We start from the raw sequence: 23,891 nt of genomic DNA, 5'->3' as shown, positions 1-23,891 counted from the left end.
CGTTTCCTGGCGGCGCCCTGTTGCATTCCCGCAGAAAAAAGCCCTTGGCAATCCCAAGGGCTTTTTTCATGGGGTTATCCCACTTGCCTCATGCTTAGGCGCTCATGGCCAAGGGCGGGTGGTTTTTTGCCAGGTAGGCGTTTATGGCCTCCGCCGGCATGGGGCGGGCGAAGTGGTAGCCCTGGGCCTCGTCGCAGCCGAAGTGGCGCAGCAGTTCCAGGGTGTCTTCGGTTTCGACGCCTTCGGCGATGGTGCGCAGACCCAGGCTATGGGCCATCTGGACGATGGCGCGGATGATGGCGGCGTCGTCGGAATCCGGGGCCAGGTCGCGGACGAAGGATTGGTCGATCTTCAGCTTGTCCACCGCGAAACGCTTCAGGTAGGACAGGCTGGAGTAGCCGGTGCCGAAGTCGTCGATGGAGAACTTGACGCCGTGGCGCTTGAGTTCGCGCACGATGGCGAACACGCTGTCGGTGCCCTGGAGCAGGATCGACTCGGTCAGTTCCAACTCCAGCCATTCCGGGGGCAGGCCCGAGGCCTCCAGGGCGCGCATCACCGTCTGCTCCACGTTGCCGCGGCGGAACTGGATGGCCGAGAGGTTGACCGCCACGACCAGGGGCGGCAGCCCGGCGCGCCGCCAGCGGGCGCCCTGGCGGCAGGCTTCTTCGATGACCCATTCGCCCATGGGTACGATCAGGCCGCTGTCCTCGGCTACGGCGATGAAGCGGCCCGGGGCGAGGAGGCCCAGGTCCGGGTGCTGCCAGCGGATCAGGGCTTCGACGCCGATCACCGCGCCGCTGGCCAGGTCGATCTGGGGCTGGTAGTGCAGCACGAACTGCTTTTGTTCCAAGGCCCGGCGCAGGCCGTTGCGCAGGGCCAGGTTGGCGACTGCCTCGGTGCTCATGGATTCGTCGAAGAACCGGTAGGCGTTGCGTCCCGCCTCCTTGGCGGTGTACATGGCGGTTTCGGCCTTTTGCAGCAGGGCGTCGAAAGTCTGGCCATCGTCCGGATAGAGGGCGATGCCGATGGAGGCCGACAGGGCGATTTCGGTGTCGCCCAGGTGGATCGGCGCCTGGATGCCCTCCATGATCTGGGCCAGGAGCGGCGTGCAGTCCTCGCGGTTGTCGAGGCCGGACAGAACCATCACGAACTCGTCGCCGCTCTGGCGGCTGATGGTGTCGGTGTTGCGCAGGCTGGCCTTCAGGTTGGCCGCCAGGGTCTTGAGCAGGTCGTCGCTGGCTGCGTGGCCGAGGGAATCGTTGATCGCCTTGAAGTTGTCCAGGTCCAGGAACAGCAGGGCCAGCTTGGTGCCGCTCCGGCCGGCCCAGACCATGGCCTGTTCGAGCCGGTCCTGGAGCAGCATGCGGTTGGGCAGGCCGGTCAGGGCGTCGTGGTAGGCCAGGTACTCGACCCGGTTTTCCGCCGCCTGGCGCTCGGCGATGGCGACTTCGAGGCGCCGGTAGGGCTCGCGCACGCTGGCGACGAAGATCGCCCGGTAGATGAACAGGTAGGCGACGATCTTGTACAGGTGGCCGACCAGGCTGAACAGGTCGTGCACGTTGGTGTACAGGGTGAAGCACAGCTCGCTCAGGATGCCGATCAGGCAGGCGGCGAACAGGTTGGCCGCATCGCAGGGGGCCTTGGCTCGGTGCAGGCGGTGGAAGCGCCAGGCCGCCAGGGCCAGGATGGCGATGATGCCGAACTCGGTGCCGACCTTGAACGGGGTCAGGCCCTGGCCGGGGACGAAGGTGAGGGGCCAGACCTCGGGCCAGTACAGTTGCAGGACGAACACGGCGCCGGTGGCCGCGAGCACGCCGGCCAGCAGGCGGTAGCGGGATTCGCTGCGGCGCAGCGGCGTCCACGGCCGCAGGGCGGCGGTCAGCAGGGCCAGGGCCGCCAGCAGGCGGGCGGTGAGCCAGAAGTCGATGGCCTTGCCCGGCGAGGCGGGAGTGACCAGGTCTGGCATGCCCTGGTAGGAGAGGGCATGGCCGAAATCGAGCAGCCCCACGCCGAGAAAGGCGCAGGCCAGGATCAGGATGTTGCCGGCCCGCTCCCGGGCGTAGGCGTTCCAGGCCACGGCGAACACCAGCATGGCGACGATCACCGCGAAGATTTCGGAGACGGTGTGCAGCGCCAGGGGAAAGAGGCCGTGGCTGCGCTTGACCCCTTCCAGGGGCAGCAGCCAGAGCGCCAGCAGCACCAGGGCCAGGCCGGTGAGCAGGGGCCAGGGCAGGCGGGAAGAGGGGCGGCCGGCCGCGCAGGTGGCAGCGGTGAGGGAATCGGGTGGGCTGGTGGTCATGGGTGGCGCCGCATGTTCTTCGTTCTGGGAACGCTCCCGTCATGGGAGCGGACCGGCCGGTTCGGCCCGATGGGGCCAGTTTGGCACAGTCCGTCACCAAATGCCGGGCGAATTTCGGCTAGCATTCCCGGGCAGGTCCAGCCTCGATTGGCGTCGCATCCATTGCCTTCACCATGGACGGCGCTGCCGGCATTTTTCGGCATGGGCCTGAGGAGGGCGGGTCCGCCGCGCCTCCGGCCTCCGGGACGGCCCGGAGCGTGCTGATCGTCTGGGGACGGCCCCGTGTGAGGATTGTCCCCATGTCGTTTCTCCCCCTGCTTTCCATTCCCATGGCCTGGACCGTGCTGGTGGCGGCCGCCCTGTGCGAGGTGGCCTGGGCCATCGGCCTCAAGTACACCGACGGGTTCACCCGCCTGGCGCCTTCCGTCCTGACCCTGGCGGCCATGGCCGTCAGCGTGATTCTACTGGGCTGGGCTGCCCGTACCCTGCCGATCGGCACCGCCTATGCGGTGTGGACCGGTCTGGGGGCGGCGGGCACGGTGCTGCTCGGCATCCTGCTGTTCGGCGAACCCCTAACCGTCCTGCGCATGCTCTGCGTGGCCCTCATCCTGGGCGGGGTGCTCGGCCTCAAGTTCGGCTGAGACCTGGCGTCTGAAAGGGCGTCGCCCCGGCGTCGGGGCGGCTTGAAATCCGCCGCTTCGGCCGCATATATGAGCATATTCTGATTGACCGGAGACGCTCATGTCCGCCACCGCTTCCGCCCTGCACGCCGTCTGCCCGTCCTGCGGCGCCATCAACCGCATCGCCGCCGAACGGATTGGCGAAGGGCCCGCCTGCGGCCAGTGCAAGGCACCGTTGCTGCCGGGGGAACCCGTCGCCCTGGGGGCCGGCGCCGTCGATTTCGAGCGTTACGTTGGCCGTTCCGACCAGCCGGTGCTGGTGGATTTCTGGGCGGCTTGGTGCGGCCCCTGCCGGGCCATGGCCCCGGCCTTCGCGGCGGCGGCCCGGCGGACCCCGGGCGTGCGGTTCGCCAAGGTGGATACCGAGGCCAACCAGGCCCTGGCGGCGCGCTTCGCCATCCGCAGCATTCCCACCCTGATCCTGTTCAAGGGCGGACGGGAGGTGGCGCGCCAGTCCGGCGCCCTGTCCGTCGAGCAGATCGAGACCTGGCTGCGCCAAGCGGGGAGCGCCTGAAACCCCGTAGTACGGCGGTGCTGCCCGCCGGGGCCGTGTTTGCAATTGCTTGCAGTTGATTACGCGAATGGCGGGAAAGCGGGTCAACGTTTCCCCATGGCCGTGCGTCAAATAGGAACCACTGACAGAGGAGGTTCCGGCCATGAAACGAATTCTTTCCGCCCTGATCCTGAGCGCTGCGGCCGCAGCGACGCCGGCCCTGGCCGACGTGGGCGTTTCGGTGAGCGTGGGCGATCCCGGGTTCTACGGCCGCATCGACATCGGCAACTACCCGGCCCCGGCGCTCGTCTATCCCCAGCCGATGATCATCCAGCGCGGTCCGTCCCTGCCGCCCCCCGTCTACCTGTATGTGCCGCCCTGGCAGGCCCGCGACTGGCGGCGCTACTGCTACCAGTACAACGCCTGCGGCCGGCCGGTCTATTTCGTCCAGGAGCGCTGGTACAACAACGTCTATGTGCCGCGTTACCGGGAAATGCACCGGGATCGCCATTGGGACGACCGCCGTGGCCCGGGACCGGGCCGTGGCTGGGACGGGGATCGGGGCCACGACCATGATCGCGGCTATGACCGCGACCGGGGCCGGCGCGACTGATCGTTAGCCTGCCGCGTCCGGCAAGGGTTGGCCGGGCGCTACCCCACGCGTCCATCACCGGGGGAGCCGCGAGGCTCCCCTTCGGTTTGCGTTGGCCTTCCTTGCGGCCGCTTGCCGCCCTGGTGTCCTACGTCCGCCGGTAGGCCGCCTCGCCCAGGATGTGGGTGGTCCGCACCGCCCGGTCGTCGCCGAGCAGCATCAGGGCGAAGAGGATTTCCCCGGCGGCAGCCGCCAGGTCGCCCCCGGCCCGTTCCAGGGCCCGGGCGCAGCGCCGGGCCAGCACCGGCGTGGCCTCGGGGTCGAGCACCACGAAATCCGCCTCCTTGCCGGTCTCGAAGTTGCCGATCAGGCCGTCCAGCCCCAGGGCCCGGGCGCCGGCCAGGGTGGCCAGGTAGAAGCCGCGCCAGGGGCTGAGGCTCTGCCCCTGCAACTGCAACACCCCGTAGGCCGAGGCCAGGGTGCGCAGCAGCGAGTAGGAGGTGCCGGCCCCCACGTCGCTGCCCAGGCCCACCGTGACGCCTGCCTCTTGCGCCCGGGCCAGGTCAAACAGGCCGCTACCGAGAAATTCGTTGGACGTCGGGCAAAAGGCGATGGCGGTGCCGGTGGCCGCCAGCCGGGCCCGGTCGGCGTCGTCCAGGTGGATGCCGTGGGCGTAGACGCAGCCCGGGCCGAGCAGGCCGTGGCGCTCATAGACGTCCAGATAGCTGCGCGCTTCCGGGTACAGCTCCTGCACCCAGGCCACTTCGGCCCGGTTTTCCGCCACGTGGGACTGTACCGCCAGGCCGGGTACCTCCCGGCGCAATCCGCCCAGCCAGGCCAGTTGTGCCGGTGTCGAGGCCGGGGCGAAGCGGGGGGTGAGGATGTAGCGCAGTCGGCCGTGGCCGTGCCAGCGGGCGATCAGCCGCTCGGTGGCGGCCCGGCCCAGGTCGGGGCCGTCGCGTAGGGCCTCGGGGCAGAAGCGGTTCATCGCCACCTTGCCGCAGGCGATGCGCAGCCGGCGCCGGGCCGCCTCGGCGAATACCGCCTCGGTGGCGCCCTCGTGCACCGTGGGGAAGATGCAGGCGCTGGTGGTGCCGTGGGCGGCCAGTTGGTCGAAGAAGAAGGCGGAGGCCGCCGCCGCGTGGTCCGGGTCGGCGAAGCGGGTTTCCTCGGGGAAGGTGTAGCGCTCCAGCCAGTCGAGCAGCTGGCTGCCGTGGGAGGCGATCACGTCCACCTGGGCGGCGTGGATGTGGGTATCCACGAAGCCCGGCACGATCAGGCCGGTGCCCCAGTCGTGACGGCGGGCGTCGGGGTAGCGGGCGGCGAGCACTGCCGCCGGGCCCCGGTCCGCCACGCGTCCGCCTTCCACGGCCAGGGCGCCCTGGGGGATGAATTCCCAGGCGGGCGGGGCCGGGGCTTCATTCTCTTTGGAGTCCGGGTCGTCGAGGCAGTGGAAGAGGGTGCCGAGGTGCAGGTCCATGGTGTGGCGCCGCGCGGGCGGCTGGCGAGGAGTTGGCGGAAGGTATGGGGGCCATTGTCGCCGCCGCCGTCAAAAAGCGCAGCCCCGCCAGGGGCGGGGCTGCGGATGAAGGGAAAAACAGGGCGTGTCGTCGACAGCGGTGGGGCTGCCTCTCAGGACAGCACCTGCTGAACGCGCTGGTTCTGTCCTTCGTTTTCCAGCTGCTGGTTGTAGTAGGCGATGTAGCGCGCCCGGGACGTGGCGGAAACCGGCGCAGGGCTGTCCGACGCCGTGGGGGCGCGGGACGTCGCCTGGGCGGGCTGGACGAAGTCGCCCAGGTGGCTGCTGGCGATCAGGGCCGCGTAAAGGGGCGTGTCCAGGATGCTTTGGGTCTGGGCCACGGGGTCGGAAAGCAGGTTCTGTAGCGCCTGGGTCGCCTGGGAGGCGAGCAGGTCGGCGGTGGCGGAGTCGCTGGGCGTCGCAGTGGTGGCCGCCAACTCCTGGGCGGTGGTCTGGTTGTCGGCGAGGCTGGTAGCCAGTTGCGCTGTGGTGGTGGCCTGGGTCGAAGGCGCTCCGGCGGCGGAGTTTTGCTGGGAGGCGGCGTTGGCGGCCGCCGCCGCGGCCGGCACCGTCGTAGTCGGGAGTTGAACCGCCGGCTGGCTTGCAGCCAGCAGGTCTTCGAGGGGGCTGGTCGTGTCGAGCAGGGGGCTGGCGCTGGCCAGTCCGGCTTGCAGCAGGAGCACGTCCGAGGTCAGGGATGAGCTTTCCCCTACCGGCAGGACCGCGGCGGCGGTGAGCAGGGCGGCGTTGTCCTGGGATTGGGTGCTGGTGGCGAGTTGGTTTTCGAAGGCGGTTGCCTGGGCGGCCAGGGCGCTCGTTGCCTGGGACACCAGGGCGGCGGCGTTGTCAGGATTGGCGGCGATGGCCGTTTCCAGCGTCGTATCGGCCAGGCTGGCGGCGGTGAGGGCGTCTGGCGAGACGGTGGGGCTCGCGCCCAGCACGCCGTTGATCAGCAGCGAGGCATAAGGGGTGGTGCCGCTACCCTGGTCCGTGGCGGCGATGTCGCTCAGGCTTTGCTGCAACAGGCTGCCGTCGTTGCCACTCTGGCTGTCGCCGGCGGCGGCGAGCAGCCCCGCCGCCGATAAGTCCACGATCGCGCTCGGGCTGTAGTCGAGCGTGGCTTGCGGCAAGGAGGCGTCCGCACTGGTTCCTACCGTGGCCGGTATGAGCGCCGTGAGGCGAGGCGTCGCGGCAAAGCCGGCAACTCCGGTGGTGAGCGAAACATCCATGGCACTGCCCTGCATGATGTGGAAACGATCCGTACCCGCCCCTCCATTCCTGCCTCACCGTCCATCGATCCGAACCCGGAGGCACGAGCGGGATGCCCGTTGCTTTCACTGTAGTCGACGTTCTCGGGTTTGGATAATTCCCTGATAATGCAAGGGTATTTGTAAGCCTGTGTTTCAAACCGTTGCTGTCCGGCGGCACAATGCGGCGGCACAAAACGTCACGTGAAATCCTGGCGCCGGAGGAGGACAATGGCGGGCTATACCTCTCAGGGCGCCGGATTGGCCGCGTCCTTTTTTGCAACGCTCGTTGCCTCCCCGCCTGACGACCCGCGATGAATCTGGCCCCAGACCAGCTCAAGTCCCGCCTTGCTCCCTTCCTGCGCCTGCTGTCCCGACTGCCCCGGCCCACCCGCCGGACCGTGGCCATCGTCCTGGCCGCGCCGCCGGCCCTGTTCCTGCTCTACGTCCTCGTCCTGATCCCGTTCACCCCGGGCATCAGCGACATCCGCAAGGCCAAGCAGGAGCAGCCGGCCCAGGTGCTCTCCGCCGACGGTAAGGAGTTGGCGGTGTTCAAGCGCGCCAACCGGGAATGGGTGTCCCTGGCCGACATTTCGCCCCGGGTGGTGGAAGCCCTGGTGGCCACCGAGGACCACCGCTTCTACCAGCACCACGGCATCGACTGGCGGCGCACCGCCGGGGCGGCCCTGCGCACCTTTTCCGGCGACCGCCAGGGCGGCTCCACCATCACCCAGCAGCTGGCGCGCAACCTCTACCCGGACGATATCGGCCGGGCGCCGACCCTGACGCGCAAGCTCAAGGAGGCCATCACCGCCTTCAAGATCGAGGCCCTGTACACCAAGGACGAGATCCTCGAGACCTACCTGAACACGGTGCCCTTCCTCTACAACGCCTACGGCATCGAGATGGCGGCGCGCACCTACTTCGACAGCAGCGCCGGCAAGCTCGACGTGCTGCAAAGCGCCACCCTGGTGGGCATGTTGAAGGGCAACAGCTACTACAACCCGGTGCTCAACCCGGAGCGGGCCCTGCAACGGCGCAACACGGTGCTGGCCCAGATGGTCAAGCGCGAGCGCCTGGCGCCGGCCCAGTTCGAGGCCCTGAAGAAAAAGCCCCTCAAGCTGGAGTTCGAGCGCCAGACCGAGCCCCCCGGGCCGGCACCCCATTTCGCCCAGCAGCTGCGCAAGTGGCTGATCGCCTGGGCCGACGACCACGACTACAACATCTACGCCGACGGCCTGGTGGTGCGCACCACCGTCGATTCGCGCCTGCAAGCCTGGGCCACCCAGGCGGTGGCGCGCCAGGGCGCCCAGCTCCAGGGCCTGGCCGACGGCATGTGGGCCGGCCGCTTCCGCCGTGGCGCCAAGGGGGCGGCCGATCCGCTGCTGGCCGCCTTCGTCGCCGAAACGCCGGACTACAAGGCCGCCCGGGACGCCGGCCTGGATCAGGCCCAGGCGATGAAGAAGCTGCTCGCCGACCGGGCCTTCATGGAAACCCTGCGCAAGCAGAAGGCCACCATCCAGGCCGGCTTCCTCGCCCTGGACCCGCGTACCGGCCAGGTGCGGGCCTGGGTGGGTAGCCGGGATTACCTGCAAGACGGCTTTGACCACGTGCAGCAGGCCCGCCGCCAGCCCGGCTCCACCTTCAAACCCTTCGTCTATGGCGTCGCCTTCGCCCAGGGCGCCAAGCCCGACGACACCCTGGTGGACCAGGCGGTGGAAATCCCCCTCAAAGGCGGCGAGGTGTGGCGCCCCGGCGACCATTCCCCGCCCAGCGGCCAGCCCATGACCCTGGGCGATGCCCTGGCCTATTCCAAGAACACCATCACCGCCCAGCTGATGCAGACCGTGGGCCCGGCCAAGGTGGCCAAGCTGGCCCAGGCCATGGGGGTGCGCCAGAGCCCCCTGGAGCAGGTGCCGTCCCTGGCGCTCGGCACCAGCCCGGTGACTCTCAAGGAGATGGTCAGCGCCTACGGCACCATCGCCAACGGCGGCGCCTACATTCCCCCCACCATGGTCACCCGCATCGAGGACCGCAACGGCAAGGTCCTGGCCGAGTTCGCCCCGGCAGACGCGGAGCCGGCCCTCCCGGCCAATGCTGCCTACACCCTGCTCGACGCCATGCGCGGGGTGGTGGACAAGGGCACCGGCGTGGCCATCCGCAGCCGCTACGGCATCCGCGCCGACGTGGCGGGCAAGACCGGCACCACCCAGGGCAACACCGACGGCTGGTTCATCCTGATGCACCCGGAGCTGGTGGCCGGGGCCTGGGTCGGCTTCAACGACAACCGCATCACCCTGCGCAGCGACTACTGGGGCCAGGGCGCCCACAGCGCACTGCCCATGGTGGGCGACTTCTTCCAGCGCGCCCTGCGCGGCAAGGCCATCGACGCCAAGGCCCGCTTCGAGGAACCGGAGAAGCGCTTCGTCGTGCGCTGGTGGAACCGCTTCACTGACTGGGTGGCGGAGTGGGCCCAGGGCCTGTACGAGACCCTGCACGACCGACTGTTCGGCCCGGCGCCGAAGCCGCAAGCGCCCAAGGCGCCTCCCGTGGCGCCGCCGGAGCCCCTGCCCGAACCCCAGGAGGCGGCGCCGGTGGAGGACATGGGAACCTCCCAGCCGAACCCGGATCTGCCGCCGGACCTGGTGCCCCCCGAGGCCCGGGGGCTGCCTGGACCTGCGGGGGCGCCGGCGGGATCAGGTGGCAGTGGTGGCAGTGGCGGCAACAACGGTGGAAGCAGCAGCGCGCCGCCCGGAGGCGCCGCCAATCCCCCGGGCAACGCCCCGGGGGGCGCCGTGCCCGGCCCGGCCGGTGGCGCCCCCCAGCCGTAATCACCCGCCGCCGCCCTGGCGCTGGCCGGAACGCCGCGCCCTGCCTTGATTTCCAGAAGGTGCCTGTGGAAACCCGCGCCAATTCTTGCGTTTAAGGCGGCCTATCTGAAAGTCCGCGTCCCTATTGGGTTTCCGGCCGGTTGGTTTTTAGGCGGCCCGGGGCATCCGGAATTTTTCAGCGTGCCGGCAGGGCCGCCAGCAGGGCTGTGAGCAGGTGCCAGCACTTGGCCACGCTGGCCACCTCGACCCGTTCCCCCGGGGCGTGGGCGCCGCGGATGGTGGGGCCGAAGGAGAGCATGTCCAGTTCCGGGTAGGCGGCGCCGATGATGCCGCACTCCAGGCCGGCGTGGATCACCTCCACCTTGGCCGTGCCGCCGTTGTCGTTTGGGAATTCCCGGGCAAAGACCTGCTGCGCCAGGGCCAGCAGGGGCGAATCCGGGTTGGGCCGCCAGCCCGGGTAGTTGTCGCCGGTGGTGACGCGGCAGTCCGGGCCGAGCAAGGCAAACAGGTCGGCAATCGCCCGGGCGTGGGCCAGGGCGGCCGAATCCACCAGGGAGCGGACCATGAAGTTGGCCCGGGCGCGGCCCGCGGCCAGGGTCAGCACCCCCAGGTTGTTGGAGGTTTCCACCACGCCAGCGACGCTCTGGCTCATGCGCGCCACCCCGTGGGGCGCGGCGTTGAAGGCCGCCAGCAGGGCGGCCTGGGCGGCGGCGGTGAGGATGGGGGAGGGGGCCTCGCCGGGAGCCCCCGTGGAAAGCCGCGCCGATAAACGATCTTCAACGCCCGCGTATTCCCGGCCAATAACGGCGGCCCTCTCCGCGAGGGTGGCCTGAAGATCGGCCAGGGACGCGGGGTTCAGGGCGATGGTGGCCGAGGCTTCCCGTGCCAGGGCGTTGCGCGCCGTGCCGCCGCCCAGGCCGCTCAGGCGGAAGGCGCCCGGGTGGGCATCCGTCAGGTCGCGCAGCAGGCGCACCAGCAGCTTGATGGCGTTGCCCCGGCCTTTGTCGATGTCGATGCCCGAGTGGCCGCCGCGCAGCCCGGCCACCTCGATGCGCCCAGCGGTCCAGCCCGCCGGCGCGGGTTCGTTGGGCAGGGTCCAGTCCACATTCACGTCCAGCCCGCCGGCGCAGCCCAGGTAGAAGTGGCCCCATTCCTCGGTGTCGATGTTGATCAGCCGGGTGCCCCGCAGCCAGCCCGGTTGCAGCCCCAGGGCGCCGCCCATGCCGGCTTCCTCATCGACGGTGAGCAGCACCTCCAGGGGCGGGTGGGAGAGGCCGTCCGCCTCCAGCACCGCCAGGGCCAGGGCCACCCCCAGGCCGTTGTCGGCCCCCAGGGTGGTGTCCGGCGCCACCAGCCAGCTGCCGTCCCGCACCGGGCGGATCGGGTCGCGGTGGAAGTCGTGCTCGGTGCCGCCGTTCTTCTGGCAGACCATATCCAGATGGCCTTGCAGGATCACCCCGGCCTCGTTCTCACGCCCCGGGCTGCCGGCCTTGCGGATCAGCAGATTGCCGGCCCCGTCCTGCTCAGTCGCCAGCCCACGCCCCGCCGCCCAGGCCGCCAGGTGCCCACGCAAAGCCGCCTCATGCTTGGACGGGCGGGGAATGGCGCACAGGGTGGCGAAGTGGCGCCAGACGGGGGCGGGGGTGAGGTCGGCGAAGGGGAGAGGGGCAACGGCGTTCATGACGGTAGGGGCCCAGGCCGGCGGTGCCGATGCCTGCGGGAAATAAAAGCCCCTATTGTCGCCGAGCTCTCCGGGCATGGCGACCCGGAAGGCGCCGCGTGGCCCTACCAGGAGCGGGCGCCGAACTTGTAGTTGCGGGTCTCCTGGGGGGCAGCGGGCTCCGGGGCTGCGGGCGGCGGAGCGGCTGCTACGGGAGGCGGCAGCAACAGGGCGCGCAGACGCAGGACCATGACCAGCAGGTCTTCGTCCTCGGCCGCGTCCTCGATCTCGGCGAGCCTCGTTTTGGCGTAGGCCGGGTCGTTGGCCAACTGCTCCAGGTTCACGGACTGGTCGAGGGTGCGGCGTACATGCAGCTTGAAGCGGGCCAGCAGGCGGGCGGTTTCGAGGGGATCGGGCGGGGTGGCGTCCATGGCATTGTCTTGGTTCTGGGCGGAAGGGACGCGGGCCTTGTGGACCCGGCCGCGTATCGGAAAGTGATGCCTGACATGCAGCGATTTCCATGCCAATAAGATAGTTGCCCGGTGTATCGGAGGGCTCCGGGGCTGCGCTGCCCTGGCTGCATCGTTCCCGCCGGGGGATGGCGCCGGAATGTTGGGGGCGTACCGCGCCAGGAAGGGCGGCCGAGGACCGGAGCACCTGTGCCGGCCTGGTGCATGGCGCGGGCCAGGATGCCGTGCGATGCACCAAAAGGGTTGGTGGGGGTTGGTGGGGGTTGGCGGGCGGGGCGGCAAAGGCGGGCTACAGGCTACAATGCCGACCCGGCCACGGTTCGGCATCGCTGCCCTGGCTCGGCACCGCCCACCGCCATCTTCGGAGCCCGTCCATGAAGTTCGAGATCGTCCCGGTCACCCCCTTCGCCCAGAACTGCACCGTGCTGTGGTGCGAGGAAACCCGCCGTGCCGCGGTGGTGGACCCGGGGGGCGATGTGGAGCGCATCGCCGCCGCCCTGGAGCGCCACGGCCTGACCCTGGAGCGCATCCTGCTCACCCACGGCCACCTGGACCACGTGGGCGGCACGGTGGCGATGCGCGAGCGTTACGGCGTGCCGGTGGAAGGCCCCCAGGAGGAGGACCGTTTCTGGCTCGACGGCCTGCCGCGCCAGGCCCAGATGTTCGGCTTTCCCCACACCGACGCTTTTTTGCCCGACCGCTGGCTCAACGATGGCGACACGGTGACCGTGGGCAACGCGACCCTGGCGGTGATCCATACCCCGGGCCATACCCCGGGCCACGTGGTGTTCTTCCACGCGCCGTCCCGGTTGGCCCTGGTGGGGGACGTGCTGTTCGCCGGCTCCATCGGCCGCACCGATTTTCCCAAGGGCGACTACCAGACCCTGATCGCCTCGATCAAACAGCGCCTCTTCCCCCTGGGCGACGACGTGGCCTTCATCCCCGGCCACGGCCCCATGTCCACCTTCGGCGACGAGCGGGCCGACAACCCCTTCGTCAGCGGCCGGGCCGGCTGAAATGTTGTCGGATCCGGTAAGTTTCTTTCGTCTTGTTGTTGAGCCAACCGTTGCAGAATTTTGCAAGTTCCCGCTTGATCTGCGGCGAGGCATGCTCGCCGCAATTGTTTTGAACCATATTGCTGACTATATGGCCCAGGAAGGGAAGCCCGCAGATACCCGTCAAGTGATGAACCACCGCTTGAAGGGCGTTCGCGACGATATGCAGTCTGTTTGCGATGAAATTAAATTCATCCGCGATGTTGCCGACGTGTCCAAACATGCAAAGCTGACAAAAGTGCTGGTTCGTGACGTATCAACGGTAGACAATCTTTCGATGACGCCAGGCCTTTTTTCCGCTCCTTTCGGAGAAGGTGTGTTCGCGGAGGCGGCACAGATCATCGTGATCCTTGATGACGGCACAGAAAAACCCTTGTTGCCTGCCGTCATTGCTGCTTATGAAGCATGGCAGTCGCGGCTGTGCCCTTGACATGAAGCTCAGACACGCCGCCACCATCGTTTTTCTCGCCCACGCCATTCCGGCCATCGCTTGGGCGGCGGTGAAGCCCTTGCGGCTGGTTGCGCCTGAGTTGAACGGAGTGGCCTGCACCCAGGAGCGCCTGTGCATCGACGACCCCGCCCGGCTGCCCGAAGCGCGGGCACTGCTGGCGGAGGCCGAGGCCTTCGTCGGGCGCGAGCTGGGGTCGATCCAGCGCCGGCCGACGGTGGTGTTTTGCAGCACCGACGAGTGTTCCTGCGCCTTCGGTCTCGCGGGCGCCGCCGGCATCACGGTGGGGCCTCTGGGGGTGGTCATGGCCAAGCGCGGCTGGCAGCCCTTTTATGTCCGCCACGAACTGATCCATGTGTTGCAGTACGAGCGGCTGGGCACCCTGCAAATGTGGTTGTTCACGCCCTCCTGGTTCATCGAGGGCATGGCCTACGGACGCAGCGAAGACCCGCGCCAGTCCCTGTCGCAACCCTTCCAGGGCTGGCGCGAGCGCTACGGGCGGTGGGAGGCCTCCCTGGCGGGGCAGGACCTGTGGGCGGCGGCGGAGCGCCTCCGCTAAGGCCGGCTGCCATGGCGGGCAACGTGGCGGGCAACGTGGCGGACGGCGGGCCGGCGGCCCCCACCACCTACCGCCTGCACATCCGGTTGGCCGCTCCGTTATCCGTGACCGTGGGGCGGCTCGGCACCTTTCTCTTTCCGGCCGGGGACTACGTCTATACCGGCTCGGCCCGGCGCAATTTCGAGGCCCGGGTGGCGCGCCATTGCCGGCGCGGCACGGCGGAGCGGCCCAAGCCCCTGCGCTGGCACATCGATTACCTGCTGGCCCGGGATGAGGCGGCGGTGCTGGCGGTGGAGCGGCTGACCATGGCCGAGTGCGCCGCCAACCGGGCCGTGGGCGGCACGGTGGTGGCGCCCGGCTTCGGTGCCAGCGACTGCAAGGCAGGCTGTGTCAGCCACCTGCGCTATCTGGGGGAAAAAAAGCCGGACTGAGGACGCGGACAATGGCGAGCTACACTCCGGCGGACATGCCGGAACGGGCCAGGCGTCGGAGCCGGATTTACTGGCCGGCCGGGCCGTTCACCCGCAGCAGCAGGGCGGCGAATTGGTCGGCGGGGAGCGGGGGAGAAAAGTGGTAGCCCTGGATCTCGTCGCAGCCGGCTTCGGCCAGGAAGCGAAGCTGGGCCTCGGTTTCCACCCCTTCGGCGATGACGCACAGCTTGAGGGCCTTGGCCATGCCGATGATGGCCCGGGCGATGGCCGAGTCGTTGGCGTCCTCGGGCAGGCCGCGGACGAAGGACTGGTCGATCTTCAGGTTGTCGATGGGGAAGCGCTTCAGGTACGACAGGCTCGAATAGCCGGTGCCGAAGTCGTCCAGGGAGAGGGATAGGCCGGCCTGCTGGAATTCTTCCATCATCGCCACCACCCGCTCCGTGTTGTGCATCAGCATCGACTCGGTGATCTCCAGTTCCAGCACGTCGCCGGACAACTGATGGCGGGTCAGGATTTCGCTGATCTGCTGGGGCAGCCCGGGCAGGAACTGGCGCGACGACAGGTTCACCGCCAGCCGCACCTGGGGCAGCCCCTGTTTTTGCCAGGCGTGGGCTTGGGCACAGGCAGCGTTGATGACCCAGGTGCCGATGGGGATGATCAGGCCGGTTTCTTCGGCCAGGGGGATGAATTCCGCCGGCGGGATCGGCCCCAGCTCGGGGTGGCGCCAGCGCAGCAGGGCCTCGGCGCCCACGATGCGCTGGGTGGACAAGCATAGCTGGGGCTGGAAGTGCAGGCTCAGCTCGCCCTGTTCCAGGGCCCGGCGCAGGGCGCCTTCGAGCTTGAGGCGTTCCCGGGAGCGGCGGTTCATCTCCTGGGAATAGAACAGGAAGCCGTCGGCGGTGGATTGCTTGGCCCGGTACATGGCCACGTCGGCGTGGCGCAGCAGGGTTTCCGCGTCGCGGCCGTCGTCGGGGAAGAGGGCGATGCCGATGGCCGCCGAGATGCGCACTTCCTCCCGGCTGCCGTCCCCGGCGACGAAGGGCAGGGCCAGGGCGTCGTGGATCTTGTAGGCCACCCGGGCGGCGTCGTCCCGGTGGGCGATGTCCATCAGGGCGATGACGAACTCGTCGCCCCCCAGACGGGCCACCACGTCCTCGGCGCGCACCGTCCGGATCAGGCGTTCGGCCACGTCGCGCAGCAGGGAGTCGGCGGCGGCATGGCCGTAGGAATCGTTCACCGTCTTGAAACGATTCAAGTCGACAAACAGCAGGGCGCCGTGGCTCTGGCGGCGCTGGGATTCGAGCAGGGCCTGGGCGAGCAGGGAGAACAGCAGGGAGCGGTTGGGCAGCCCGGTCAGGCTGTCGTAGTAGGCCAGCCGGTAGACCTGCTGCTCGTGGGCCTTGCGCTCGGTCAGGTCGGAAAACACGAAGAAGCGGTGGGTTTCCTCGCCGCTGGCGTTGCGCACCAAGGCCAGGGACACCCCGGCCGGGTAGCGCTCGCCGTTGCTGCGCTCGTCCTCCAGCTCGCCCTGCCAGGTGCCGGTGGCGGCCAGGGCGGCTTCGACCACGGCGGTGGCTTCCGGGTCGTCGCGCAGGGCCAGGAGCATGCGCGGAGGGTAGCCGAGCACCTGGTCCTCGCGGAAGCCGGTGATCTCGGTGAACGCCCGGTTCACCGAAACCACGTTGCCGCCGCGCTCCACCACCACGACCGCCTCGCTGCTCTGTTCGAAGATGCGGGCGTGCAGGCGCAGTTTTTCCTGGGCGGAAAGCTGGTCGGTGATGTCGATCAGGTAGCCGATGATTGACTGGGGCCGGTCCTGGCCGTCCCGGGCCAGGGAGAGGGTGATGCTGGCCCAGAATTCTTCCCCGTTCTTGCGCCGGCCGCGCACCTCGAACTCGCGCTGGTTGCCTTCGAGGAAGGCGTTGAACATCTCGTCCTCCTCCCGCTCGTCGGCGTAGAGGAAGAGGATGTGGCGGCCCAGGGCCTCGTCGGCGGTGTAGCCGAAGAGGCGCTCGGCACCCTTGTTCCAGCCGGTGATGAAGCCGGACAGGTCCAGGGTCAGGACCGAATCGTGGATCTGGTCGAGGATCAGGCTCTGGTGGGCCACCTTGGCTTCGCTGCGGGCCAGCTCGGCCTGGCGCTCGGCCAACTGCCGGCGCACCTCCAGCCCCTGGGCGAGCAGGCCGGCGATTGCAGCGAAGCGCTGCTGTTCCGTGGCGCTGTAGCCGCCGGGGCGGCCGGCCACGCCGACCATGCCCAGGGGTGCCGGGCCGTGGCGCAGGGTCACGCCCAGGCGGGGGATGCCGTCATCGCTCAGGTGGCCGTCGGCCACCACCGGCAGGCCGCTTTCCAGGGCCTGGCGGAACAGCTGGCGCCAGGGGGCGGGCAGGGCGTCCCGGTAGGCGGCGAAGCGGATTTCGGGTCCCAGGGCGCCCCGGGGGGCGGCCGCGTCGTCGGCGGCCAGGTCGTCGAGGCAACTGACAAAGCAGCCGTCGGGGCTTTCCAGGGCGCTGCAACACAGGGCGCGGATCAGTTCGTCCGGCAGCGCGCCGTTGCCGCCGAGCAGGGCGGCGGCCAGGCGCCCGGCCAAATCCAGGTCGCCGATGCGGGCGGCTTGGGTGGCCAGGGCGGCAGGAATCGGGTCGAGTTCGGGGGCCACGGTGATCCGGGTCGAGGGCATGGGCGCGGTGCGGCGGCCTAGTTGTCCGTGTCCAGCTGGCTGGTCCAGCCGAACGCCTGCTGCTGGATGCGCAGCCACTGGACCGGATCGACGCCGGCCTGGGCCAGGGCCTTGGTACCGATGTCGAAGTCGCCCTGTTCGGCGGCGGCGACGATGCCCAGCCCCCAGCCCAGGATGCCCTCGCCGTGGAGCAGGCCGGCGGCCACTTCCTCGGGCAGGGGCAGGTTGGCCAGGATGTCGGCCATGGGCAGGTGGAGCAGGGTGGGCAGCAGGGAGAACACGCCCACCATGTAGGCGCAGTCCGGGCATTCCTCGGCGTTGCTCTGGGCAATGGCGTTGTGGAGCAGCCCTTCGAGCAGGCTTCCCCGGTAGGCGGCCTGCTTGAGCAGGGGATTGGGCTGCTGGGGCTGGCTGAACTGGTTGGCGTAGATGAGCAGTTGCAGCCAGCGCTGCAGCTGGCGCCGGCCGAGCAGGAGCAGGGCCTGGGACAGGCTGGTGACCTTGGTGGGGCTGCCCACCGACACCGAATTGACCAGCCGCAGCAGGTTGTAGAGCAGCTTCGGTTCGCCCCGGAACACTTCTTCCAGCTCACTGGTGTGGGCGTCCTGGACCACCAGGGAGAGCAACCGCAGCAGTTTGAGCTTGGTCGGATCGGCGGGGGAGTGGGGGTCCACCTCGGGGCGACTGACGAATTCGGCGCCGAGGAGGGTGAAACCGCGGCTGGCGCACCAGTCGAACAGATCGGCACTGGCTACCTGGAGCCCCACCAGGGGCCGGCCTTCCTCGCGGAAATGCAGCAGCAGGTGGGGCGAGATGCTGTCTCGGGCCAGTTGGGCATCCACCACGTCCCAGCCGGTGCCGGGCAGTTGCCCGTCGATGAGGGCCTTGAAGGAGGACGGTTCCCGGTGCCAGAGGGCGGCGATCAGGCCGGCATCGGCCAGGGCGGCGATGCGGGCTGGGGCAGGGTTCGCTGGGTCGGCCGGGAGGGGGACGGCAAACGGCGTGAGGGGCTGTTCCCGACCGTAGCCGGCGGGCGCCCGGGCGGGGGCGCCGGCGTCGTCGTCCGGGTGGAGGCCCCGGATCAGCACGGGCCAACGGGTCGCCCGGGTCGGGCCGAAGGCGTCGCCAAAATCCGCGGCGACGAGATTGGGGGAAATAGGGGCGGAAGGTGAATCCTGCGGGGCGCCCAGCGCCAGGTCGATGGCCGCCCAGGCCAGATTCGGGGCGAGCAGCGGCCGCAGGAAGGCGTATCGGGTCGTCACGATGACTGGATTCCTCGCTAAATTCCGCGTTTACCCGGCTAAGCCCGGCCGGAAGGTGAAAGTCGGATACTGCCCGGTCAACGCCGCTGCCAAATCGTCGTAATCGTTGTTGTTGTGCGCCGGGGCGCGGGTGCAAACGGAATGCATGGTGCCGGAAGCGAGTGAGGATGCCGCCTGAGTTCTTTTCGCCAGAGAATAACGCGAAGGCTCGGAAACACCAATGCGGGCCAAGGCAAGGTTAGACGCGCAACAGGCCTAGCTGTTTGATTTTGGTCATGTATTTGCGTCAATGCTTTTGCGTTTTTCCCTGGGGTTTTTTGCCTTTTTCCGCCGCTTCCGCCGCCAAGAGGCTATCGGGGCTGTTTAGGTTTGCGAAGGCGTCCGGGTCGGCAAATATGACAGTGGCCGCCCCGTGGCGTTCATACCAGCCGCGGATCGAGCGTCCTCCGCCCGCCAGATAGGCCGCCAGGTCGGCGGCCAGGTCGGTGCGCAGCAGGGCGCAGGCGTAGTGGTCCCGGCCTCCCGCGGCGGCGTGGACGACGGCTTTTCCGCCGGAGGCCGCCGCCAGCAGGCGCGGCACCAGGTCGGCGGGAAAATGGGGGGTGTCGCAGGGCACCACCGCCAGGTAGGCGGGGGGCTCACCCTCCGTTGCCAGGGTGTCGAGAGCGGCCATGGCGGCCAGGATGCCGGCCAGGGGGCCGTTGAATCCGGGCAGGGTGTCCTGCACCACCGGGTAGCCGAAGCCCCGGTATTCTTCCAAATGACGGTTGGCGCTGATCAGCACCGGGCACGCCTGGGCGGCGAGGCGCCGGGCGGCGTGGAGGGCCAGGGGAACGCCATGGTAGGGCAGCAGTCCCTTGTCCTGGCCGCCCATGCGGCGTCCTTCGCCGCCGGCCAGGACCAGGCCGGCGACCCGATGAATAGTGGAATCGGCGGCCGGGAGATGGGAAGTGGAACGGGTGTCGATCGTCATGGGCGGATGGTAGCCGGCTTTTCCGGCAAGGATGGGCAAGGAGGCGGGAAATGAAGTCGGTGCCTGTGAAGCGGACGACGCCTGCATACTGGGACGATGCGGTCCGGGAGCTGGCTGCCGGCGATGCCGTCATGGCCGGGCTGGTGCAGCGCCATGGCGGCGGCCTGGTGTGCCGGGGCGATCCATTCACCACCCTGGCCCGGGCCATCGTCGGGCAGCAGATTTCGGTGAAGGCCGCCGACGCCGTGTGGGGGCGCTTCGTCGCCCGGCTGGCGGAGGTCGAAGGACGTGCAGCGGCGGCACCCACGCCAGCCCAGGTGCTGGCGGTGGAGGGCGACGGGCTGGCCGCCTGCGGGCTGTCGCGGCGCAAGGCCGACTACCTGCGCGACCTGGCCCGGCATTTCGACGACGGGGAACTGGACCCCCGCCGCTGGCGCGTCATGGACGACGCGGCGGTGATCGCCGAGCTGACCCGGGTGCGGGGCATCGGCCGGTGGACGGCGGAAATGTTCCTGATCTTCAACCTGCTGCGCCCGGACGTGTATCCGCTCCAGGACCTGGGGCTGGTCCGGGCCATCAGGCTGCACTACTTCGCCGGCGAGGCCGCATCCCTGGCCGAGCTGGCCGAATTCGGCGAACGCTGGCGCCCCTGGCGCACCGTGGCCACCTGGTACCTGTGGCGCAGCCTGGACCCCTTGCCGGTGGAGTACTGACAGCCCGCCCTAGCGGGCCAGGGCGCGCCAGCCTTCCTGGCCGAGCAGCAGCAGGGCCATGGCCACCAGCGACAGGTTCAAATACTTCCGGTACTGGGCCGGCGAGGTGCGGGCCTGGAGGCGCATGCCGAGCAGCAGGGCGCCCACCGCCAGCACGGTCAACCCTAGGTTGCCGGGCAGGTCGCTCCAGCCGATCTCGCCGGCGGCAGCCAGGGAGCCGGCCTGGGTCAGCTTGCCGACGATGAAGCACAGGTTGAAGATCTGGATGGTGGCCGTGGGCGCCAGGCCCAGGGCCATGAAATAGATGGCCAGCGGCGGCACCGAGACGTTCACCGTCCCCGACAGCAGGCCGCCGGTCAGGCCTGCCACCGCCTCCCAGGTGCGCGGCGAGCGGCGGATGAAGCCCCAGTCGAAGCCCTTGATGCGGTTCATCGCCACCGACACCAGCATCATCACCGCCAGCAGAATCTTGAGTGGCGCTCCGGGGATGCCAATCAAAAAATGGGTGCCCACCAGGCTGCCCAGCAGCACGTAGCAGGGTAGCCGCCAGTGGGGTAGCAGGCTGGCCCCCAGGTTGCCGCCGCGCAGGATCGACATGGTGTTGAGGGCGATGTTGGGGATCACCGTCAGCACCACCGCCGTCTTCAGGTCGGTCACTGCCGCCAGGGTCGGGGTGGAAATGAGCGGGAAGCCGATGCCGATGAAACCGTGGACCCAGGCCGCGAAGCCGACCAGGACCAGGGTGAGGGCGAGCAGAAGGTGATCGTCGAGCACGGGAGCGGGGGCCAAAGCCGGTAAAAAGTGTGGAAGGCGAAGGAAGCGCGGGAATAGGCCGCAACGGCGCCCGTGACCGCAGGGCCGGAACGCCTGAGGACAGGACCTTACTCCCTTCCATGGCGCCGGCAATCCGGGGATTTACGGAGGAGGGCGGTGGCCCCGCTGGGTGGAATGGCTTGTATCCAGGATTGGCGCCTGCCGGCCCCGGCCGGAACCCGGCTCAGCGCCGCAGGCGATAGGCCCCCGGCGTGCTGCCGGTCCATTTGCGGAAGGCCCGGTGAAAGGTGTTGGGGTCCTCGAAGCCCACCTCCTGGCCGATGGCGGCGATGGGCGTGTCGCCGGTGGTCAGGCGGTGGATGGCGGTGTCTCGGCGCAACTCGTCCTTGAGGGACTGGAACGTGGTCCCTTCGTCCGCCAGGCGCCGCGTCAGGGTGCGTAGCGACAGGTGTAGCTCGGCCGCCACCGCGCCGGCCGTGGGCGGCTGTGACAGCCGCGCCCGCAGCAGCTCGCGCACCCGCTGGCTGGTGGGGTGCTCCTTGAACGAGACGAACAGCCAGTCCCCCGGCGCCCGGGCCAGGAAGGTGCTGAGGGAACGGCGGTCCTGGCGGATCGGCGCGGCCAGCTGGCTGGCCTCGAAATGCAGGGCGGACACCGGCTGGTCGAAATGCACCGGTCCCGGGTAGAGAAAGCCGTATTCGGAGGCATGGCGCGGCCGGGGATAGGCGCAATCCACCCGGGCCATGACCATGCGGTGGCCGGTCAGCCAGGAGGCCACGCCGTGGATCAGCTTGAGCATGATCTCCTGGCCGAAGGTGTTGGCCGGCGCCGCCGGCGTCTGGGGAATCAGGGCCATGCGCACCAGGCCACCCTGGCGGGCCAGCTCGATGGCGAAGTCGTCCAGCACCAGGTGGAAGAAGCGGGTGAAGCGGAACAGGGCGGTCTGCAAGTTGGCCGATTCCATCAGGCTCAGGCACAGGAACTTGAAGGCTCCGGCCCGCACCGGCCGGGAGAACATGCCCGGCAGTTCGTCGTCCAGCTCCCGCGCCAGCAACTGGTAGAGGGCGGCGAACTGCTCCGTGGTCACCCGGGCCGTATCCGCCCCCAGCAGGGCCGGGGAGACCCCGGCCCGGGACAGGGCGTCCGCCTGGGCCGCCGGCGCCAGGGGCGTGCCCCGCAGCAGGCTGTGGACGAAGGACATGGGAACGGTGCTGGAAGCGGAGTCGTCAAACGCCATGGTGTTGTGCAGTGCCGCAGGAAGTTTGGCCGATTATGCAAGTATTTCGGCGCAACCGGTTATCGGTGCGGAGGCGGCAGATTTATAGAATCCACCGAGAAGTCCACGGTTTTTCGGGATTTTTGCGATTTCGCCCGTGCAGTTCAGGCAAGCGGCTCATAGTGCCGCAAACCGCCAAGGGCGGCGCGATGCGCATGTTTTCCAGGCGCCCACGCCGGCCCGACAGGCGATAAACAGAACGAATTTGGAGACACGCCCATGTCCGTGCAGCCCATCCAGGTCACCCCTTCCGCCTACACCTACCCGCTGCTGATCAAGCAGCTGCTCCATACGCCCCTGGCCGTGGCGCCGGACCAGGAGATCGTCTACGCGGACAAGCGGCGTCTCACCTACCGGGAATTCGCCCGGCGCATCCACCGCCTCGGCCACGCCCTGACCCGCCTGGGCGTCCAGGGCGGCGACACGGTGGCGGTGATGGACTGGGACAGCCACCGCTACCTGGAATGCTTCTTCGGCGTGCCCATGCTGGGGGCGGTGCTGCAGACGGTGAACATCCGCCTGTCGCCGGACCAGATCCTCTACACCCTGAACCACGCCCAGGCCGACGTGCTGCTGGTGAACCGGGAATTCCTGCCGGTGCTGGAGCAGATCAAGGGCGAATTGGCCACGGTGAAGAAGATCGTCCTGCTCTCCGACGAAGACCCCGCTCCCCCGGCGGGCTTCGCCGGCGAGTACGAGGCCCTGCTGGCCGACTGCCCGGACCACTACGATTTCCCCGATTTCGACGAGAACGCCCGGGCCACCACCTTCTACACCACCGGCACCACCGGCCTGCCCAAGGGCGTCTATTTCAGCCACCGCCAGTTGGTGCTGCACACCCTGGCGGTGTGCAACGCCATCGCCCTGGCACCGAAGCAAGGCCGTTTCCACCGGGACGACGTGTACATGCCGCTGACGCCCATGTTCCACGTCCACGCCTGGGGCGTGCCCTACATCGCCACCCTGGCCGGGGTGAAGCAGGTCTATCCCGGGCGCTACCAGCCCGAGGCCATCCTCAAGCTGATCGAAAAGGAAAAGATCACCTTCTCCCACTGCGTCCCCACCATCCTGCACATGCTGCTGCTGACGCCCTACGGCAAGCAGGTGGACCTGTCCCACTGGAAGGTCATCATCGGCGGCTCGGCCCTCACCACCGGCCTGGCCAAGGCCGCCCTGGAGCGCGGCATCGACGTCTTTACCGGCTACGGCATGTCCGAGACCTGTCCCATCCTGACCCTGGCCCAGCTCGACGCCACCGACTTGGAGGCGGAGGCCGACGCCAGCGTGGCGGTGCGGGTCAAGACCGGCCGTCCCGTTCCCCTGGTGGCCCTGCGCACCGTGGATGCCCACATGGACGACTGCCCCCATGACGGCAAGAGCGCCGGCGAAGTGGTGGCCCGCACCCCCTGGCTCACCCAGGGCTACCTGCACAGCCCGGAAGCCTCCGAGCACCTGTGGGACGGCGGCTGGCTGCACACCCAGGACATCGGCCACATCGACGGACGCGGCTACCTGCAAGTCACCGACCGCATCAAGGACGTGATCAAGACCGGCGGCGAATGGGTGTCGTCCCTGGAGTTGGAAGACCTGATCGGACGCCACCCGGCGGTGAGCGAGGTGGCGGTAATCGGCGTGCCCGACGAGAAGTGGGGCGAGCGCCCCCTGGCCCTGGTGGTGCTCAAGCCCGACTTCGCCGGCAAGGTGGAAGCCGCCGACATCCAGGCCCACGTCAAGACCTTCGCCGACCAGGGGCACATCTCCAAGTACGGCGTGCCCGAGAACGTCCGCTTCGTGGACGCCCTGGCCCGCACCAGCGTGGGCAAGCTCAACAAGCGCGCCATGCGCGAACAACTCGTCAAATGAAGGAACCCTGCACCATGAGCGAGACCAGCAAACTAGTAGTACGCAAGGCGGCGGTTCTGGGGGCGG

General features: G+C 69.0%; 20 protein-coding genes. 10 read left to right on the top strand and 10 right to left on the bottom strand.

Annotated features, from left to right (window positions below):
* Positions 1-94: 94 nt before the first annotated feature.
* Positions 95-2,299 carry an EAL domain-containing protein gene (locus tag LWW89_RS12365; RefSeq protein ID WP_293264594.1) on the bottom strand — a complete coding sequence of 735 codons (2,205 nt, stop codon included), beginning with the start codon at positions 2,297-2,299 and terminating at the stop codon, positions 95-97.
* A gap of 329 nt (positions 2,300-2,628) precedes the next feature.
* On the opposite strand from LWW89_RS12365, the gene sugE reads away from it, so the two are divergent.
* The 3 genes from sugE to LWW89_RS12350 all read left to right on the top strand — a co-directional run bounded on the left by sugE (position 2,629) and on the right by LWW89_RS12350 (position 4,085).
* Positions 2,629-2,940, top strand: coding sequence for a quaternary ammonium compound efflux SMR transporter SugE (gene sugE / locus LWW89_RS12360; RefSeq protein WP_365781726.1), 312 nt, complete (start codon positions 2,629-2,631; stop codon positions 2,938-2,940).
* A 100-nt stretch (positions 2,941-3,040) separates the two neighbouring features.
* On the top strand, positions 3,041-3,493 hold the full coding sequence (gene trxC / locus LWW89_RS12355; RefSeq protein WP_293264590.1) for a thioredoxin TrxC: 453 nt from the start codon (positions 3,041-3,043) through the stop codon (positions 3,491-3,493).
* A gap of 142 nt (positions 3,494-3,635) precedes the next feature.
* A complete protein-coding gene (locus tag LWW89_RS12350; RefSeq protein WP_293264588.1) occupies positions 3,636-4,085 on the top strand; it encodes a hypothetical protein in 450 nt (149 codons plus the stop codon).
* A gap of 127 nt (positions 4,086-4,212) precedes the next feature.
* On the opposite strand, the gene guaD is transcribed toward LWW89_RS12350, so the two are convergent.
* Together guaD and LWW89_RS12340 are read right to left on the bottom strand one after the other, a co-directional pair.
* Positions 4,213-5,544 carry a guanine deaminase gene (gene guaD, locus LWW89_RS12345; RefSeq protein ID WP_293264586.1) on the bottom strand — a complete coding sequence of 444 codons (1,332 nt, stop codon included), beginning with the start codon at positions 5,542-5,544 and terminating at the stop codon, positions 4,213-4,215.
* Positions 5,545-5,696: 152 nt separating this feature from the next.
* Positions 5,697-6,713 (bottom strand): hypothetical protein, encoded by a 1,017-nt coding sequence (locus LWW89_RS12340; RefSeq protein ID WP_293264584.1) that lies wholly within the window; start codon positions 6,711-6,713, stop codon positions 5,697-5,699.
* A 431-nt stretch (positions 6,714-7,144) separates the two neighbouring features.
* On the opposite strand from LWW89_RS12340, the gene LWW89_RS12335 reads away from it, so the two are divergent.
* Positions 7,145-9,661, top strand: coding sequence for a transglycosylase domain-containing protein (locus LWW89_RS12335; RefSeq protein WP_293264582.1), 2,517 nt, complete (start codon positions 7,145-7,147; stop codon positions 9,659-9,661).
* A 175-nt stretch (positions 9,662-9,836) separates the two neighbouring features.
* On the opposite strand, the gene LWW89_RS12330 is transcribed toward LWW89_RS12335, so the two are convergent.
* The gene (locus tag LWW89_RS12330; RefSeq protein WP_293264580.1) at positions 9,837-11,342 is read right to left on the bottom strand and encodes an aminoacyl-histidine dipeptidase; all 1,506 of its coding nucleotides are present in this window, start codon (positions 11,340-11,342) and stop codon (positions 9,837-9,839) included.
* Between the two features lie 104 nt (positions 11,343-11,446).
* Positions 11,447-11,752: a hypothetical protein gene (locus LWW89_RS12325; RefSeq protein ID WP_293264578.1), complete on the bottom strand. Its 306-nt coding sequence runs from the start codon at positions 11,750-11,752 to the stop codon at positions 11,447-11,449.
* 413 nt (positions 11,753-12,165) lie between these two features.
* Between LWW89_RS12325 and LWW89_RS12320 the strand changes: the two genes are divergently transcribed.
* Genes LWW89_RS12320 through LWW89_RS12305 form a run of 4 tightly spaced genes read left to right on the top strand, consistent with a single transcriptional unit; the run spans position 12,166 to position 14,284 of the window.
* The gene (locus LWW89_RS12320) at positions 12,166-12,807 is read left to right on the top strand and encodes an MBL fold metallo-hydrolase (protein WP_293264576.1); all 642 of its coding nucleotides are present in this window, start codon (positions 12,166-12,168) and stop codon (positions 12,805-12,807) included.
* Between the two features lies 1 nt (position 12,808).
* Positions 12,809-13,276 carry a hypothetical protein gene (locus tag LWW89_RS12315; RefSeq protein WP_293264574.1) on the top strand — a complete coding sequence of 156 codons (468 nt, stop codon included), beginning with the start codon at positions 12,809-12,811 and terminating at the stop codon, positions 13,274-13,276.
* Between the two features lies 1 nt (position 13,277).
* The gene (locus LWW89_RS12310; RefSeq protein WP_293264572.1) at positions 13,278-13,853 is read left to right on the top strand and encodes a hypothetical protein; all 576 of its coding nucleotides are present in this window, start codon (positions 13,278-13,280) and stop codon (positions 13,851-13,853) included.
* 11 nt (positions 13,854-13,864) lie between these two features.
* Positions 13,865-14,284 carry a GIY-YIG nuclease family protein gene (locus tag LWW89_RS12305; protein WP_293264570.1) on the top strand — a complete coding sequence of 140 codons (420 nt, stop codon included), beginning with the start codon at positions 13,865-13,867 and terminating at the stop codon, positions 14,282-14,284.
* A 67-nt stretch (positions 14,285-14,351) separates the two neighbouring features.
* Here the strand turns inward: LWW89_RS12305 and LWW89_RS12300 are convergent, their stop codons facing one another.
* The 3 genes from LWW89_RS12300 to mobA form a co-directional block, all read right to left on the bottom strand.
* A complete protein-coding gene (locus tag LWW89_RS12300) occupies positions 14,352-16,964 on the bottom strand; it encodes an EAL domain-containing protein (RefSeq protein ID WP_293264568.1) in 2,613 nt (870 codons plus the stop codon).
* A gap of 17 nt (positions 16,965-16,981) precedes the next feature.
* Positions 16,982-18,226: an HDOD domain-containing protein gene (locus LWW89_RS12295; RefSeq protein WP_293264566.1), complete on the bottom strand. Its 1,245-nt coding sequence runs from the start codon at positions 18,224-18,226 to the stop codon at positions 16,982-16,984.
* Positions 18,227-18,512: 286 nt separating this feature from the next.
* The gene (mobA, locus tag LWW89_RS12290; protein WP_293264564.1) at positions 18,513-19,199 is read right to left on the bottom strand and encodes a molybdenum cofactor guanylyltransferase MobA; all 687 of its coding nucleotides are present in this window, start codon (positions 19,197-19,199) and stop codon (positions 18,513-18,515) included.
* Positions 19,200-19,249: 50 nt separating this feature from the next.
* On the opposite strand from mobA, the gene LWW89_RS12285 reads away from it, so the two are divergent.
* Positions 19,250-19,912 carry a DNA-3-methyladenine glycosylase gene (locus LWW89_RS12285; RefSeq protein WP_293264562.1) on the top strand — a complete coding sequence of 221 codons (663 nt, stop codon included), beginning with the start codon at positions 19,250-19,252 and terminating at the stop codon, positions 19,910-19,912.
* 9 nt (positions 19,913-19,921) lie between these two features.
* Here LWW89_RS12285 and LWW89_RS12280 read toward each other — a convergent pair whose 3' ends face one another.
* Positions 19,922-20,686, bottom strand: a complete 765-nt coding sequence (locus LWW89_RS12280) for a sulfite exporter TauE/SafE family protein (RefSeq protein ID WP_293264560.1) — start codon at positions 20,684-20,686, stop codon at positions 19,922-19,924.
* A gap of 223 nt (positions 20,687-20,909) precedes the next feature.
* A complete protein-coding gene (locus LWW89_RS12275) occupies positions 20,910-21,923 on the bottom strand; it encodes an AraC family transcriptional regulator (protein ID WP_293264558.1) in 1,014 nt (337 codons plus the stop codon).
* Positions 21,924-22,181: 258 nt separating this feature from the next.
* On the opposite strand from LWW89_RS12275, the gene LWW89_RS12270 reads away from it, so the two are divergent.
* A complete protein-coding gene (locus LWW89_RS12270; protein WP_293264556.1) occupies positions 22,182-23,825 on the top strand; it encodes a fatty acid--CoA ligase in 1,644 nt (547 codons plus the stop codon).
* Positions 23,826-23,891 lie beyond the last annotated feature (66 nt).

The organism is Oryzomicrobium sp. (assembly GCF_021287045.1).
Taxonomy (GTDB): domain Bacteria; phylum Pseudomonadota; class Gammaproteobacteria; order Burkholderiales; family Rhodocyclaceae; genus Oryzomicrobium.
This window is presented reverse-complemented; position numbering and strand designations above follow the sequence as displayed.